General features: G+C 61.0%; 15 protein-coding genes. 9 read left to right on the forward strand and 6 right to left on the reverse strand.

Going from position 1 to position 14,729, the window contains the following annotated elements; genetic code table 11:
• Window positions 1–955: 955 nt before the first annotated feature.
• Window positions 956–1,426 carry a BA14K family protein gene (locus ASD52_RS37835; RefSeq protein ID WP_082557384.1) on the reverse strand — a complete coding sequence of 157 codons (471 nt, stop codon included), beginning with the start codon at window positions 1,424–1,426 and terminating at the stop codon, window positions 956–958.
• A gap of 102 nt (window positions 1,427–1,528) precedes the next feature.
• Window positions 1,529–2,662 carry a LysR substrate-binding domain-containing protein gene (locus ASD52_RS37840; RefSeq protein WP_082571889.1) on the reverse strand — a complete coding sequence of 378 codons (1,134 nt, stop codon included), beginning with the start codon at window positions 2,660–2,662 and terminating at the stop codon, window positions 1,529–1,531.
• Window positions 2,663–2,975: 313 nt separating this feature from the next.
• On the opposite strand from ASD52_RS37840, the gene ASD52_RS27390 reads away from it, so the two are divergent.
• Complete coding sequence (locus ASD52_RS27390) at window positions 2,976–3,791, forward strand: nickel-binding protein (protein WP_057206949.1); 816 nt, start codon at window positions 2,976–2,978, stop codon at window positions 3,789–3,791.
• Window positions 3,792–3,865: 74 nt separating this feature from the next.
• Here ASD52_RS27390 and ASD52_RS27395 read toward each other — a convergent pair whose 3' ends face one another.
• A complete protein-coding gene (locus tag ASD52_RS27395) occupies window positions 3,866–4,768 on the reverse strand; it encodes a LysR substrate-binding domain-containing protein (protein WP_057226339.1) in 903 nt (300 codons plus the stop codon).
• Window positions 4,769–5,027: 259 nt separating this feature from the next.
• Here ASD52_RS27395 and ASD52_RS27400 point away from each other — a divergent pair, with 259 nt between their 5' ends.
• The 8 genes from ASD52_RS27400 (at window position 5,028) to ASD52_RS27435 (ending at window position 11,495) form a co-directional block, all read left to right on the forward strand.
• Window positions 5,028–5,723 (forward strand): ABC transporter permease subunit, encoded by a 696-nt coding sequence (locus tag ASD52_RS27400; RefSeq protein WP_057216688.1) that lies wholly within the window; start codon window positions 5,028–5,030, stop codon window positions 5,721–5,723.
• Window positions 5,723–6,460 carry an ABC transporter permease gene (locus tag ASD52_RS27405; protein ID WP_057216685.1) on the forward strand — a complete coding sequence of 246 codons (738 nt, stop codon included), beginning with the start codon at window positions 5,723–5,725 and terminating at the stop codon, window positions 6,458–6,460. The genes ASD52_RS27400 and ASD52_RS27405 overlap by 1 nt, the downstream gene beginning before the upstream one ends.
• Window positions 6,453–7,244 (forward strand): ATP-binding cassette domain-containing protein, encoded by a 792-nt coding sequence (locus ASD52_RS27410; protein WP_057226089.1) that lies wholly within the window; start codon window positions 6,453–6,455, stop codon window positions 7,242–7,244. The genes ASD52_RS27405 and ASD52_RS27410 overlap by 8 nt, the downstream gene beginning before the upstream one ends.
• An 86-nt stretch (window positions 7,245–7,330) precedes the next feature.
• The gene (locus ASD52_RS27415; protein ID WP_057226091.1) at window positions 7,331–8,164 is read left to right on the forward strand and encodes a lysine/arginine/ornithine ABC transporter substrate-binding protein; all 834 of its coding nucleotides are present in this window, start codon (window positions 7,331–7,333) and stop codon (window positions 8,162–8,164) included.
• Window positions 8,165–8,229: 65 nt separating this feature from the next.
• Entirely contained in the window at window positions 8,230–9,354 is a 1,125-nt protein-coding gene (locus ASD52_RS27420; protein ID WP_057226093.1) for an FAD-dependent oxidoreductase, read from the forward strand.
• A complete protein-coding gene (locus ASD52_RS37845; RefSeq protein ID WP_057206937.1) occupies window positions 9,335–9,640 on the forward strand; it encodes a (2Fe-2S)-binding protein in 306 nt (101 codons plus the stop codon). The genes ASD52_RS27420 and ASD52_RS37845 overlap by 20 nt, the downstream gene beginning before the upstream one ends.
• Entirely contained in the window at window positions 9,637–11,154 is a 1,518-nt protein-coding gene (locus ASD52_RS27430) for an NAD(P)/FAD-dependent oxidoreductase (RefSeq protein ID WP_057226097.1), read from the forward strand. The genes ASD52_RS37845 and ASD52_RS27430 overlap by 4 nt, the downstream gene beginning before the upstream one ends.
• Window positions 11,151–11,495: a RidA family protein gene (locus ASD52_RS27435; protein ID WP_025430485.1), complete on the forward strand. Its 345-nt coding sequence runs from the start codon at window positions 11,151–11,153 to the stop codon at window positions 11,493–11,495. The genes ASD52_RS27430 and ASD52_RS27435 overlap by 4 nt, the downstream gene beginning before the upstream one ends.
• Window positions 11,496–11,845: 350 nt before the next feature.
• Here ASD52_RS27435 and ASD52_RS27445 read toward each other — a convergent pair whose 3' ends face one another.
• From ASD52_RS27445 to ASD52_RS27455, 3 genes are read right to left on the reverse strand one after another with little or no spacing between them, the layout of a single operon-like run.
• Entirely contained in the window at window positions 11,846–13,372 is a 1,527-nt protein-coding gene (locus ASD52_RS27445; RefSeq protein WP_057226099.1) for an amidohydrolase, read from the reverse strand.
• Window positions 13,369–14,307: a nucleoside hydrolase gene (locus tag ASD52_RS27450; protein WP_057226101.1), complete on the reverse strand. Its 939-nt coding sequence runs from the start codon at window positions 14,305–14,307 to the stop codon at window positions 13,369–13,371. The genes ASD52_RS27445 and ASD52_RS27450 overlap by 4 nt, the downstream gene beginning before the upstream one ends.
• Entirely contained in the window at window positions 14,304–14,729 is a 426-nt protein-coding gene (locus tag ASD52_RS27455; protein ID WP_025430489.1) for a VOC family protein, read from the reverse strand. The genes ASD52_RS27450 and ASD52_RS27455 overlap by 4 nt, the downstream gene beginning before the upstream one ends.

Consider the following 14,729-nt stretch of genomic DNA (forward strand, 5'->3'; position numbering starts at 1 on the left):
CGGCCCAGTTCGGCTCGACGCGTCTTCAGGTGAGATCCAACGCCGAAGCTGATTCCCGTCGCAGTAATTCAAAGTGCTACAGCGACCTGTGCGCGTCTAATAAGGCGCGCTGCATTGTAGGACCTTAGTCCGAGTCGCACCGGCAAAGGTCGTAGGCGCGTTGCCGAATCTCACTCCCCGTGCATACTCGGGCAGGCAAAGCGCCCACGGAACAACGGCCCGCCCCGCCGCCGTGAGCGCGAGTGGTCCCAGAGCGAAGGCCCCCAAGCCCGATACCGCAGCGCTCTGGGACCCGCCTTCTGGCGCAACTGCCCGCCCTCTCACATCAATTTCAGGTCTCCCGACTGCTGACTACGATCGGGGCTTTCTGGCGCTGAAGATTGGTTGCGGCGACAGGATTCGAACCTGCGACCTCCAATTTATGAGGCTGGCGACCTACCGGGCTCCACGCCGTAGACCGGTCAGATGGCCGTTCCGCGCCTCGCTATCAGGCAGTGCCCCTATTGGAGCCGGCTTTTCTGTTTGCAAACAGCCCCGCGGAATCGTGCTGTCGCTAGCCGGGGAGTATACCGCGCTGGGGCACTACGCGGGAAGCCCAGTCTTTTCGTCGTAAAGCGCTTATGCTGTGCGACGGCTCAGCGGTCATCCGCATCGGCTTTCGCCTTCTCGATATGAGTGAGGCATTGCCGCGAATTGTTGTCGGATTCATCCACCTCTCCGGCGGAAGGCAAAGGTCGCCATTACCAATAGTGCTGGATCAGAATAGGTGGGCCACTTTCAAGCGACAACTAAAGCGCGCGAACGAGCCGCGAACATCCACAGGACGGAGGGCGTCCACCTACTCCGTGATTAGCCCGCTTGAGTAGGAACAAATGGTGAAAGGCGATCGCCCTACCGTATAGTCGGCGGTCATTGAGGTTTGGACCCGATGACCGCCGCCCAACGGCAGCGCTGTTCAATAGTATGGCGACACGCACTCCTGGCGCGGCCCATAATACGGCTGGAAGGTGTTGTCGTAGGCGCTGTATGAACGATAGCGGTCATAGCACCATTCGACATGGGCTGAGGGCGCGTTCGAATAGGCCCGGCGCGGCGGCGACGCGATCGCACCACCAATAACGACGCCTGCTCCAAATGCAGCAAGAGGATACCACCAGCCGTCACTGTGCCGACGATACCCGTCCCGCCGGTAACGGTAGCCGTTATAGCCGTTATAGTAGCCGTATCGGGGGCCCGAATTGTAACGGTACCCGTTGTACCCGCGCGAATGCGGCGGGCCACCATAGTGACCTGGCTTGTGGTGGATCAGTTCCACAGCTTGGGAGTTCGGCTGCGCTACTGACACAGGAGATACAGGCAGAGCCTGTGCCGGTACCGTCGTTAGGGCCGTGGCAACTGCGACGAACACCGCACCTATTCTTTTCATGACATCATCCGATCGTTCTTTACCGGATCATTTTCCGGCACCTGCCATGAACGCAGGATGAACGCGGGTGGTTTGGCACAGCATCGAGCGTTAAAGCTCCAGTCACCGGGCTCGTTGGATTTCATCCAGGAGCCATTCCCTGAACGCGCGAATCTTGCGGGAATTCTCCCGTTCCTCCGGATAGACAAGCCAAAGGCTGGTTCCGTTGCGGGCGATGACATTGAAAAGCTGCACCAAACGTCCGGCCTTGATCTCCGGCGCGAAGAAGGCTGGCGTAAGCAGTGCAACACCTTGTCCGGCGAGCGCGGCCTGACTGACCACTATCTGGGTGTTGAAAAAGACCGCCGAGGAGATTTTTGGCTCGGAATCCGCAAATCCTGCCGCCTTGAACCAAGCTCGCCACCAGTCATCATCTCTTAGCAACGGCAGCGCAAGGAGATCAGAAGGTGCCGATATGTTGCCAGCCCCTGCCAAGAAATCTGGGCTGCAGAATGGAGCGAACTCCTCGGCCATTAGCTCATGGGATATCAGACCTGGCCAGCGACCGTTACCCGCGCGAATACCGACATCGAACGGCTCGCGCGCAAAATCGACCACGCGGCTCATAACTTCCAGTCTCAATTCAAGATCGCGATGGGCGGTCTGGAACGCCCCGAGGCGCGGTGCCAGCCAATTGGTCGCGAAGGTATGGATCGCGGTAATCGAGAGCACATTCTCGGATGTCCGTGGTATGGACACGCGAAAAGCATGTATGGGCCTGGCTATGTTCTTTAGCCTTTGAGGTCCAATATCCACGTATGGCAGAGGCAGCTTTCGTTCGACATGTTCATAGACACTGCTGGACAGGCAGACTCCGCCTGGTTCTGCCACTCCCTCCAGACGCACGGCGATGTTGACACCGTCTCCGAAGAGATTGCCGCCATCGGACAGGACGTCACCGAGATTGATGCCGATGCGAAACTTCATTTGGTTGTTCTCGGGAAGATCAAGAGAGCGCTCAGCCAGATCGTTCTGAATATCGACCGCAGCCCGCACTGCCTCGACCGCACTGGCGAATTCCGCCAGCACGCTGTCGCCTGCCCCTGCGAATATCCGACCGCGATGTTTGGAGACTAGCTCAGCGATAACAGCCTGGCAGATGCAGAAAGCGGCGTGAGTCCGTTCCTCATCAACCTCCATTAGGCGGCTGTAGCCGACAACATCGGCAGCGAGGATGACGGTTAGGTGGCGCTCCATAGCGGGAATGAGGATACCGAACTACGAGGCGTAATGCCATTGCCCCGGCAATTCGCCAACGGCATAGATTTCACCTCCAACGCGATTGACGTGCTATTGTGCTGCGTGCGTCTACCGTCGACGTAGCGTTGAACCGTGGCGGCGACGGCCTCGAAATCATCGGCGGAGATGGTCTTGATGTTTTGCGCCACGACTGGCTCCCTTTTCTGCGCCACGGCTGGCGGCAGGACAGCCCCGTTGGCCGAGATAGACGATTGTCCGTGGCTGTCGTAAACTGATTGATGACGGCAACGGTCCCTTCGGGAGCGAGCGAATGCCTATCTTCATGGACCGGCACGATCTTGCGGGCGCCTCCGCTGCGGATGTCGCCGAAGCGCACCTTAAAGATCTCAGCATACAGGATCAGTATGGCGTCAAGTTCCTGACCTACTGGTTCGACCACCGGCGAGGAACGACCTTCTGTCTTATAGATGCACCGGACGCCGAAACCGCGCAGTGCGTCCACCGCGAGGCTCACGGGTTCGTGGCCGGCGAAGTCGTGGAGGTAGCGCTATCGGCTGTCGAGGCTTTTCTGGGCCGAATACAGGACCCGGAGGCTGCGGGGCTGTCCGCGAAGGAAATGGATGCCGGTCACCGGGCGATCCTTTTCACCGACATCGTTGGATCAACCGAAATGACATCACGGCTTGGCGATCGCATGGCAACTGAACTCGTGCGAGCTCATGACGCCCTCGTTCGTGGTTGCCTGAGCCAAACGGACGGCCGCGAGGTCAAGCACACCGGGGACGGAATCATGGCTGCGTTCCCCTCGACGGCATTTGCAGTCGATTGTGCGAGGGAGATCCAACGCGAGTTTCAGCGCTACAACGCGGGCAATGGCGAGCCCATTCACATTCGCATCGGGCTGGACTGCGGCGAACCTGTCGAGGACAGCAATGACCTTTTTGGCACCACGGTCCAGCTGGCAGCGAGGCTTTGCGCGGCCGCGCGAAGCGACCAGATCCTGATATCTGAAAACATATTCCGAGAATATGACAACGCGGCCGTCTTCACCCATGGCATGCGCCATCACCTGAAGGGATTTGCAAAGCCTGTCCTGGCGTATCAGTGCGAATGGCTGAATGCGTGAAGCGGATAGCTTGAAGCCCTGGAACGGCGTCTTCTGGCCCGCAAAGCAGCTGAGGCGCCGACCGGCGCCGGGCCTCATCCCTGACGGATAAGCAGCGGGCTTACTTGCTGATCGTGATAATCCCAAAACTCCTTTTCGAATCGATCGACGATGCCCGATCTACTCTGCGCTGAAGCACGAATGGCCAGAAAGCCGGCATCGATAAAGATCGAAAAGGGGCGAACGGTCACGCCTCTTCCGACGAATTCGCTGGCCGACGTCGGATCGATGATCGCGATGCCGGCACCCTCGGCCACCAGCGCAAGGGCGGTGTGGGACAGCTTCGTTTCCAGCGTCGACAGCTTGGGAATTCCGGCAAGTGCCACTTCCACACGCATGGCGAAAATCGTACCGGGCTCAAGGCTGATCATTCGCTGTCCCTTGAGATCGTCCGGACAGATCACTTGCCTTGCACACAGTGCATGACCATCGGGAATGGCGACGACCCCGGGCAAGGGGCGGGTCTCGATGGTAAAGCCGGGTCGATCGAGCGGGCCATCGGCATAGCCTATGTCGGCCTGGCCCGCAGCAACCGCTTCGATGACCATCGACGATGGAAGGCCGCTTAGCGAGGCGTGAAGGTTCGGCTTGTCGCGCAGGAAGCGCGCGAGGAACCGCGGCAGGAAACCATTGCCAAGCGCCGGCATCGCCGCAATGCGCAGGGTCCCGGCCGACTGCCTTGCTATCTCTTCGGCGACGGCCGCGATCCGGTTCAGCCCGACGAAGGCCCGTTCGACTTCCTTCCACAGCGTGACGGCTTCCTGAGTGGGATTGATCTGATTGCCGCGGCGATCAAAGAGCCGAAGCTTCGTTGTGTATTCAAGATCGCGGATCAACCGGCTGACAGCCGGTTGAGTGATCGACATGAGCTCTGCCGCCGTCGTCATCTGGCCAGTGAGCATGACGGCCCTGAAAGCCTCGACCTGCCTGAGATTCACATCGGCCTCCATAACATTTGCTTATTCTCATGCCGACTTTTCGAATTTGACGTCATGGATCCCCCATGCAAATTTCGTTGTCAAGCGAGGGCACTCCATTGGCTGGCTGAGGACTTTAGACAGGGTCCGGCTGGCGGCGGCACCTTCTCATCACAATCGAAAACCTCAAGAACCGGCGCTCCATCGGGCGCCGAAACGATGACGCATGCAAACATGCGCAGGGAACCGAAAGGCTGAATTGGTGGGTTACTTGCAGCTCATGGGCTTTAGCCCGGAAGGGTGGGGATACGATATGCTGGCCGCGACCGGCATGACGGTCTCGGTCGCAATCAGCGGCTTTCTTGCCGGCGGCATCCTGGGGTGCCTCGGCGCGGCGGCGACGTTCTCGCGGTTCGCCGCGCTGCGTTTCGTCGCTGCGTCCTATACGACCGTGCTTCGCGGCATTCCCGACCTGCTCGTCATCTACCTCTTCTATTTCGGTTCGAGCTCGGTCATCTCAACGGTAGCGGCGATGTTCGGCGCCCAGGGTTTCGTGGGCGCACCGGCCTTTCTGACCGGAACACTTGCGATTGGCGTCGTTTCCGGCGCCTACCAGACGCAAGTGCTGCGAGGAGCGGTTCTGGCCCTTTCCAAGGGCGAGATCGAGGCAGGCCGGGCCTATGGCATGCCGCCATTCCTGCTTTTTCGTCGCATCATCCTGCCACAGGCCGCCCGTTTCGCGATACCCGGTATCGGCAATGTCTGGCAGCTGGTGCTGAAGGAATCCGCGCTGATTTCGGTGATCGGGCTGGTTGAACTGATGCGTCAGGCCCAGATCGGCGCCGGATCCACCCGCCAGCCGTTCAGCTTCTACCTGACGGCGGCAGCGCTCTATCTGACGATCACCTTTGTCTCCGGCCGCGGGTTCCGTATCGCGGAACAGCGTGCAATGCGCGGTGTGAGGAAAGCTGTGTGATGGCGCTCGACCTTCCTTTCCTCGCGGACACTTTCCTGGCGCTTCTGACAGGCATCCCACTGGCGCTTCAGCTCGCCGCAACGTCCATCATCGCCGGCGGCATCCTTGCCTTCGGCCTCGCACTGATGCGGGTATCCGGGAGATGGTGGCTCGATGGCCCGGCCCAGATCTACATCTTCATCTTCCGCGGAACCCCACTCCTCGTGCAGATCTACATCATCTATTACGGCCTCAGCCAATTCGAGATGCTTCGGCACAGCTTCGCGTGGCCGTTCTTGCGGGAGGCCTATTGGTGCGCCGTCATCGCGCTTGCGCTCAACACCGCAGCCTATAGCGCGGAAATCATCCGCGGTGGCCTGATCTCGGTTCCTGCCGGCCAGGTGGAGGCGGCGCGCGCCTGCGGAATGTCGAACACGACGCTGTTCCGGCGCATCGTGCTTCCGCTCGCCCTGCGGCAGATGCTGCCCGCCTATAGCAACGAAATCATCCTGATGACGAAGTCGACGGCACTCGCCTCGACGATCACGCTGATGGAGATCACCGGCATCGCCGCCAAGCTCATCTCGGCAAGCTATCGCCCCGTCGAGGTCTTCATCTGCGCCGGCGCCATCTATCTCACCATCAACTTCATCGTCGCACGGCTGTTCGCTGGCCTGGAGTACGTCTCGACGCCGGAGCGACGGACCCCGTCCGCGATGGGTTGCGCCTCCGAAACACGGAAGGAATGTCATGTCTGACCATGGAAGTGTACCGGCAGTCGAACTATCGGGAATCCGTAAACGCTACGGCCCGCTGGAAGTTCTGCACGGCATCTCGCTCACTGCCAACGAGGGTGACGTGATCTCCATTCTCGGATCTTCGGGATCGGGAAAGTCGACCCTGCTTCGCTGCATCAACATGCTCGAAGTTCCCAACGCCGGATCGGTCGCGATCCATGGTGAAACCATCCGGCTCCATCAAAGACAAGGCGCCACGCCACGCCCGCACGACAGCCAGCAGGTCAACCGTTTGCGGGCCAAGGCCGCGATGGTGTTCCAGTCCTTCAACCTTTGGTCCCATCTGACCATTCTCGAAAACCTGATCGAGGCCCCGGTGCACGTGCAAAAGCGGGACCGCAAGCAATGTCTGGCGGAGGCGGAGGCCCTGCTTGAGCGTGTCGGCATTGCCGACAAACGCCACCATTATCCCGCCCACCTCTCCGGCGGCCAGCAGCAGCGCGCGGCCATTGCCCGTGCATTGGCGATGCGTCCGAGCGTCATGCTGTTCGACGAGCCGACATCAGCGCTCGACCCCGAACTGGTCGGCGAAGTGCTGAAGGTCATGCGCGACCTGGCGGCGGAGGGGCGCACCATGCTGATCGTCACACATGAGATGGCGTTTGCCCGCGACGTGTCGACCCGCACGGTCTTTATCCATCAGGGCGTCATCGAAGAAGACGGCCCGCCATCTGAGGTTTTTTCCAACGCGCGTTCCGAACGGTTCCGGCAGTTCATTTCACGGGAGGAAAGAGCCGCCGGCTAGAGCATTTCAGGAAAGGCGGCGGCAATGCCCGAGCGGATCTGCCGTCGACAGAAATACCAACCAGAAAACACATAAGAGGTGAACTGATGAAAGTGCATACGATCCTGACAACTCTCCTTGTTGCGCTTGGCGGAACTGCCGCGGCCCAGGACAAGGTGCTGACGATCGCAACCGAGGGCGCCTATGCACCGTGGAACTTTTCCGGGCCCAACGGCACGCTCGACGGCTTCGAGATTGATCTCGCCAAGGTGCTTTGCGAGCGCATGAAGGTGAAGTGCGAGATCGTCGCCCAGAATTGGGACGGCATCATCCCGTCGCTGACGGCGAGGAAATACGACGCGATCATGGCCGGCATGAGCATCACGCCCAAGCGTGAGGAAGTGATCGCCTTTTCAACCCCCTATGCCGCGGGCATCAACGCGTTCGCCGTCGCCGCCGACAGCCCGCTTGCCGAAATGCCGGGCACGGGCGAGAGCTACTCGCTGGATAGCCAGGCGGACGAGGCCAAGGCTCATATCGACGAAATCGCCAAACTGCTCGACGGCAAGGCCGTGGGCGTACAGGGGTCGACGACGGCATCGGCATTCATGGAGAGCTATTTCAAGGATGCGGCCGACATCAAGGAATACAAGTCGACGGAAGAGCACAACTTCGACCTGGTGAACGGCCGGGTCGATGCCGTGCTCGCCAACGCGACGGTTCTTACGGAGTCGCTGGCAAAGCCGGACATGCAAGGTGCGAAGATATCCGGCCCCCTCTTTTCCGGTGGCATCTTCGGCTTCATCGCCGTCGGGTTGCGCAAGGAAGACACCGCACTGAAGATGCAATTCGACGAAGCGATCGAGGGCGCACTTGCCGACGGGACCGTGAAGGAGCTGTCGATGAAGTGGTTCAAGATCGACATCACCCCCCGGCTCTGACGGACCCGAACCGGGTGCGGCGGCCTTAGCCGCACCCAACTCGCTGACAATATCGAGAATACTTCATGGCACTTCTGGACGAATGCGAGATGGCCGTCGTGGGCGGCGGCCTCGTCGGCGCAGCATTGGCCTGGGGCCTTGCGCGATCCGGCACCCAAACCATGGTGCTGGACGGTGAGGACCTGGATCTTAGAGCATCGCGCGCCAACTTTGCGCTGATCTGGGTGCAGGGCAAAGGTTTGGGCGCGCCGGATTATGCGCATTGGTCGAAGACTTCGGCCAAGCTCTGGCCCGAATTCGCGCAGACGCTTGCCGCCGATACCGGCATCGACGTGGCCTTGAGCCAGCGCGGTGGCTTTTCCTTCGCGCTGTCGGCTGAAGAACTCAGAGACTGGCGAATTGAGCTCGAAACCATCGCCGCGCAATCCATCGGAGAACCCGCCCCCTATGAAATACTCGAGCCGCAAGCCCTTCGTGCACGCCTTCCCCTGATCGGCCGGGATGTCGTCGGTGCGATCTATTCGCCGAGCGATGGCCATGTGAACTCGCTTCGGCTCTTTCGCGCCCTTCATGCGGCCATGAAACATCGTGGCGTCGACTATCGCGCCTATCATCGTGTGGACCACATCGAACCGATAGAGGGAGGTTTTCGCCTGACGGGCGAATGGGGTGCCGTGCGCGCGCGCCGCATCATCCTTGCCGCTGGCGTGGACAATGAGCGCCTCGCACCCATGGTCGGCCTTCGCGCGCCGCTCAAGCGCAGCAAAGGCCAGATTCTGGTGACCGAGAAATGCGCGCCGTTTTTCAGCTTTGCATCGACGACCATCCGCCAGGCCGACGAAGGTGGCGTGATGATCGGTGACAGCGAAGAGTGCACGAGCTCTGCCTTAACCACCAATCAGGACATCACCGCCGTGCTGGCAAGCCGCGCGATCCGTGTTTTCCCGACGCTAGCCGACGCCAACGTCGTCAGAAGCTGGACCGGATTTCGCGTCAAGACCCAAGACGGCTTGCCGATCTACGAACAGTCTTTGACCCATCCGGGTGCCTTCATCGCCATCTGCCATTCCGGCGTGACGCTTGCCGCCAATCATGCACTCGCCGTGGCCCCGCAAATCGCGGCGGGGACACTCTCAAGCGCCCTGTCTCCCTTTCATTCGCGGAGGTTCGATGCTCCTAAGAACGCGTGAAATCACCGACAAACTATCCTTCACCTTCGACGGGGAGACGCATTGGGCCGAGCGCGGCGACACGCTGGCACTCGCGCTCCTGGCAGCCGGCGTCGACGTCTTCCGCAAGAGCGCCGTCGGCGGCGTCCCGCGCGCGCCCTATTGCCTGATGGGCGTCTGCTTCGAGTGCCTGGTGACAGTCGACGGCGTGCAGAACCGGCAAAGCTGCCTGATTGAAGTGCGTGAAGGCATGGTCGTTGCCAGCCAACAGGGTGCACGCACTTTGACGGAAAGAGAGTGCAAATGAACGCACATACCGTCACCCATGCCGAGCAGTTGGCCGCGCGGTATGACCTCGTGGTCGTCGGTGCCGGCCCCGGGGGTCTCTCGGCCGCGATAGAAGCCTCGACCGCCGGGGCTGGCGTGCTCGTCGTTGACGAAAATCGCTGCCTCGGCGGGCAGATCTATCGCGCAATCACCCGCAACACGCCAGAGCGGCAGCCGTTCCTCGGCGAGGATTACTGGAAGGGCCGTTCGATCGCCGCAGCCTTCCTGGACGACATGGCGGTGGATTATGCACCATCGACCACCGTCTGGGATCTTGTGCCTGCCGATGGAGCCAAGCCCTGCGATAATGCCGTGGTGGGTCTGTCGATCGGCGGGACGACCCGCAGGATTGAGGCGCGCGCGGTCATCCTTGCAACCGGCGCCATGGAGCGGCCGATGCCGGTGTCGGGCTGGACGCTGCCTGGCGTCATGACCGCAGGTGCGGCGCAGATTGCACTCAAATCCATCGCGGGCATCCCGAAGGGCAGGACCGTTCTGGCCGGTTGCGGCCCGCTTCTCTATCTGCTCGCGGCGCAACTGCTTGATGCCGGCGCAGATATAACCGCTCTCGTCGACACCACCGACAAACGACAGCGGCTACCGGCGCTGCGCCATCTGCCGGACTTCCTGCGCTCACCCTATGTCGCAAAGGGACTGGCTCTTCTCATCAAGGTCCGCAGGCGCACACGGATTATCTCGAACGTCTCGCAGCTGTCGATCAACGGCACAGACAAAGCGCAAGGCGTGGCCTTTCGCGCCGGCGGTCGCCACCAAACGATTGCCGCCGACTGCGTGCTCCTGCACCAGGGGGTCATTCCGAACATCAACCTTGCAAGTGCGGCAGGTTGCGAAATCGAATGGAACGATCGACAGCGCGCCTTCCAGCCGCGGACGGATCGCCAGGGACGCACGACCACGACGGGGATTTTTGTCGCCGGCGATGGCGCCTTCATCGGCGGCGCCCAGCATGCTGCGGTCAGTGGACGGATCGCTGCACTTGCCGCCCTATGCGACCTCGGTCTGACCACACCCAGCAGCGTAGGTGAAAGGGCCGGTCGGCTGGAAGCGGAGCGCGAGACATATCTTCGCGGCAGAGACTTTCTCGATGTGCTTTATCGACCGGCGCAGCAATTTCGAGCACCGCAGGATGAAACCACCATCGTCTGCCGCTGTGAAGAGGTGAGCGCCGCAGTGCTGCGCCAGGCGATCGCCCTTGGCCCACCGGGCCCAAACCAGCTCAAGACGTTCACGCGTTGCGGCATGGGGCCCTGTCAGGGGCGCCTCTGCGCCTCCACCGTCACGGAGATGATGGCGGCGGAACGAGGCGTCAGCCCAAGCGAGATCGGCACTTATCGCCTGCGCGCACCGGTCAAGCCGATTCGCCTTAGCGAACTCGCGGCCCTTCCCCAAACCCGAGATGCGGTGATCGCCGTAACCGGCCGCGTCCCCGAAGAACCAAGCAATTTACAAACAGAGAAAGGCAATGCCCCATGACTGAACGCCACCTCCCCACCCCCATCATGCATCGCGTCGTCGAGCACAATGGCATTGTGTTCGTCGGTGGCACGACCTGCGACGACGAAAGCCTCGACATGGCGGGACAGACTGAGGAGATCCTTGCGAAGATCGAGAGCTATCTGGCACAAGCCGGGTCGGACAAGACAAAGCTGCTGTCGGTAACGATCTTCATCACCGAAATGAACCTCAAGCCTGAGATGGACGCAGTCTGGAAGAAATGGCTGGCACCGGAGACCTTTCCGGTACGCGCAACCGTCGGCGTTGCTGATCTCGGCGGCGACACCAAGATCGAGGTCGTGGTGACGGCACATCGGTAATTGATCCGACCATCTTCACACTCAGGGGTCCGTCAAACCGATAAGGCGGACCCGACGCAATGATGGCAATCATCGCCACGTGCCGGGTGGAAAAGAACCGTTTCAACAAGAACAAAATCCGCTGCCCCCACCCCCGCTCGCTTCGCGCTTTGTCAAAGCCGACGCGCAAGCGTAAGCACTATGTCTCTGGCTTGAACACGGATATCGAGTACGGCCGTTCCCGGAAACGACCGACCCGTCAGTTGCCCGACGTCTAGAAGCCCTTCCTTGGCAACGCCGTCAGCGCCGATCACACGCGACTTCTCGTCAACGGCGATGCCTCCCGAGATCAACCGGCACAAGCAAACTGCTCAAGACTTGAGGTGCACGTCAGCAGTGTCTCCCTGATAACGATTGAGACCGATATCCATCTGGATCGCCCTGCGATGGATTTCCGCCATGACCGGCTCGAAAAACTTGTTGCGGCGCTCGAGGTCGGCATGTTCGGCAAGGTAAGCCGGCACCAGTTCGGTAATCTCATTGAAGACGGATTGTTCGTCGATCGTGGTCAGACGCCCATCCTGCACCACGATCCGGCCAGCGACCATCACGGTCTCGATCGAGGAGCCGTTTTCCGAGTAAACCAGATGCTTTGCGACGTCGTTGAGCGGCATGAAGGGATAGCTGCTGAGATCAAGGATCAGGAGATCTGCCGCCTTGCCAACCTCGATCGAGCCGGTCACCTGCTCCAGCAAGGCCGTCCTCGCACCGCCGATAGTCGCCATGGCGAGAATCTCGTCCGCCGCCACCCACCTCTCGTAGTCGGGCCCGGCGGCGCTGTGGACGAGGCCGGCGACGCGCATCACATCGAAAATGCGCGAGGTGTCGTTCGAAGAAACGCCGTCCGTACCAAGGCCAATCGTCACCCCGGCATCGAGCAGGCGGCGGATCGGAGCGATGCCGGCGCCGAGCTTCAGGTTCGAGACGGCATTGTGGGCGACCGAGACCCCGGCCTCACCCATCAGCCGCATGTCCTCGTCGCTCACCCAGACCGAATGCGCGATCGTCGTGTTGCGTTTTAAAAGACCGAGATCGTGCATGTAGGCGATCAGGGATTTGCCATGCAGCATGTGGCCGGTCACGGCTTGGGTCTTGGTCTCCAGAATATGCGTGTGGAACGGAACGTGCTTTTCGACCGCAAGATCCATGCACGCCGCCATGAGATCCGGCGAACAGCGCTGCGGCGCGGAGGGGGCGATCATGAAATGCAGCCGGCCCGATTTGCCGTGCAGGCTGGCGAAGGCCGACCTGCAATAGTCGATATAGGCATTCGCCGTCAGCGGCGGGCCAAAATCGAGAAGGGCCTGCAACTCGGGCGGCATCACCTCGCGGGCAAAGGGCAGCGCATCGAGTGTGTGGACGTTCATCACGGCACTCGAGACATTGGCGCGAATGCCGGCATCGTCATAGGCGCGAAAGACGGTTGAAAGGCGATCGAGATCATGCCGGGGCGGATCAAAGAAATCGTCGCAGAAGGTGGTGACGCCGTTGCGCAGCGATTCCATGGCCAGGAGCAGGCTGCGCAGATAAAGCAGCCGTTCGCCGATCGGGTCGTTCATCAGCAGCGGATAGGCATAGAGCAGCCAGATTTCGAGCGGCATGCGCTCGTAGCGGCCCCGAAGGAAGGTCTCGCTGGAATGGGTGTGGGCATTCACAAGCCCGGGCATCACCAGCTTCCCCCGTCCCTCAATGATATGTGCGCCAGGGCCGGCCGAGAGGCCGTCACCGATGGCCTTGATGGTATCGCCCTCAATCAGCACGTCGCCGGCAAATGGCGCTGCGCCATGGCTGCCATCCATCGCCACGATCGTCGCGTTGCGGATCAGGATTTCACTCATGGCAGGTTTTCCAGTGAATTCAGGAGAAGATCATAATAGGCGACTGGGTCGCCGTCCGTGACATAGAAGACATTCTTCGGCCGGTCGGTGATCTGCCACCAGTCGGCGACCGTCATGCCAGATGTCAGCGTGCCGTTGAGTTCGACGGAGACGTTGATCTGCCGTCCTGAAAACATCTCCGGCGCCAGCATGAAGGCCGGCACGCATGGCCCGTGCAGAGGCGCACCTTCCCAGCCGTATTTCCCGAGGTCGAAGGGTTCGGAAAACTCCAGCATTTCGGCGGTCGCCACGCTGCAACGGTTTCCAAGTGCCCGCATGGCGCCGAGACGCTCCGGTGTCGAGCGCATCCTGTGCGTCACGTCGAGCGGCAGGAGCGTGGTCCTGATGCCGGCCCTCAGCACGATGTCAGCGGCCTCGGGATCGACATAGCAGTTGAATTCCGCCGTCGGCGTGATGTTGCCGACCTCGAAATAGGCGCCGAGCATCGCGATGACCTCGTGGATCTTGCCAGCAATGTCGGGCGCCTTGCGCAAGGCCATGGCGAGATTGGTCACCGGCGACAGCGAGCATATCGTGATCTCGCCGGGATGGGCGCGGACGGTATCGATAATGAAATCGACGCCGTGCTTTTCCTGCGGCCCGATCTTCGGCTGTGGCAAATCCGGGCCGTCAAGACCGGTCGGGCCATGCACGTGTTCGGCCATAACAAGCGGACGGATGATCGGATGCGGGCAACCGGCGAAGACGGGAATATCCGGCCGGCCGGCCAGTTCCATCAGCTTCAGGCAGTTGGCGATCGTGTGATCGAGGTTGATGTTACCGGCCGTGGCGACCAGCCCGAGAACGTCGAAGGCCCGTCGCTGGCCGAGGATCATCAGGATGGCAGCCGCCTGGTCCTGACCAGGATCGGTGAGGATGATAAGCTTGCGTGTCATGCCGTCACCTTGCCGGGAGCGCCGCCACCGAGCCACGCGTAAAGCTCCCAGGTCTCGCCGTCAGGCCCGTGGAAATAGAGGCACCGGGCGTTCCACGGGTAGTCGGCCGGAGGATTTATGAAGGTCACGCCGTCTTTTGCGAGATCCGCATAAAGGACATCGATATCCGCGGGACTGTCGAGCCGTACCGCCACGAGCACCGCCGATGCCGATCCCTTGGGCACGTGTACATCGGCATGTTTCTCGATATGCGACCGCTCCCACAGCGCGAGCGTCAGCCCCGCACCGGTGAAATCGGCAAAGCCGGGTGCGCGGTGCCTGAGTTCGAAGCCGAGCTTCTGCGTATAGAAGCGGATCGACGCCTCGAGGTCGGTGACCAGGATGCAGACATCCTGGATCGGATGGCGTTGCGCGAACGTCAT

This window comes from Ensifer sp. Root142 (genome assembly GCF_001426785.1).
GTDB lineage: Bacteria > Pseudomonadota > Alphaproteobacteria > Rhizobiales > Rhizobiaceae > Ensifer > Ensifer canadensis.

What these genes read in the sequence shown, in the direction of transcription:
- ASD52_RS27455 (WP_025430489.1), bottom strand. Translation starts at nt 14,729, where the DNA reads ATGACGTTCGCGCAACGCCATCCGATCCAGGATGTCTGCATCCTGGTC.
- ASD52_RS27435 (WP_025430485.1), top strand. Translation starts at nt 11,151, where the DNA reads ATGACTGAACGCCACCTCCCCACCCCCATCATGCATCGCGTCGTCGAG.
- ASD52_RS27415 (WP_057226091.1), top strand. Translation starts at nt 7,331, where the DNA reads ATGAAAGTGCATACGATCCTGACAACTCTCCTTGTTGCGCTTGGCGGA.
- ASD52_RS27445 (WP_057226099.1), bottom strand. Translation starts at nt 13,372, where the DNA reads ATGAGTGAAATCCTGATCCGCAACGCGACGATCGTGGCGATGGATGGC.
- ASD52_RS37840 (WP_082571889.1), bottom strand. Translation starts at nt 2,662, where the DNA reads ATGGAGCGCCACCTAACCGTCATCCTCGCTGCCGATGTTGTCGGCTAC.
- ASD52_RS27405 (WP_057216685.1), top strand. Translation starts at nt 5,723, where the DNA reads ATGGCGCTCGACCTTCCTTTCCTCGCGGACACTTTCCTGGCGCTTCTG.
- ASD52_RS37835 (WP_082557384.1), bottom strand. Translation starts at nt 1,426, where the DNA reads ATGAAAAGAATAGGTGCGGTGTTCGTCGCAGTTGCCACGGCCCTAACG.
- ASD52_RS27420 (WP_057226093.1), top strand. Translation starts at nt 8,230, where the DNA reads ATGGCACTTCTGGACGAATGCGAGATGGCCGTCGTGGGCGGCGGCCTC.
- ASD52_RS27450 (WP_057226101.1), bottom strand. Translation starts at nt 14,307, where the DNA reads ATGACACGCAAGCTTATCATCCTCACCGATCCTGGTCAGGACCAGGCG.
- ASD52_RS27400 (WP_057216688.1), top strand. Translation starts at nt 5,028, where the DNA reads ATGGGCTTTAGCCCGGAAGGGTGGGGATACGATATGCTGGCCGCGACC.
- ASD52_RS37845 (WP_057206937.1), top strand. Translation starts at nt 9,335, where the DNA reads ATGCTCCTAAGAACGCGTGAAATCACCGACAAACTATCCTTCACCTTC.
- ASD52_RS27430 (WP_057226097.1), top strand. Translation starts at nt 9,637, where the DNA reads ATGAACGCACATACCGTCACCCATGCCGAGCAGTTGGCCGCGCGGTAT.
- ASD52_RS27410 (WP_057226089.1), top strand. Translation starts at nt 6,453, where the DNA reads ATGTCTGACCATGGAAGTGTACCGGCAGTCGAACTATCGGGAATCCGT.
- ASD52_RS27390 (WP_057206949.1), top strand. Translation starts at nt 2,976, where the DNA reads ATGCCTATCTTCATGGACCGGCACGATCTTGCGGGCGCCTCCGCTGCG.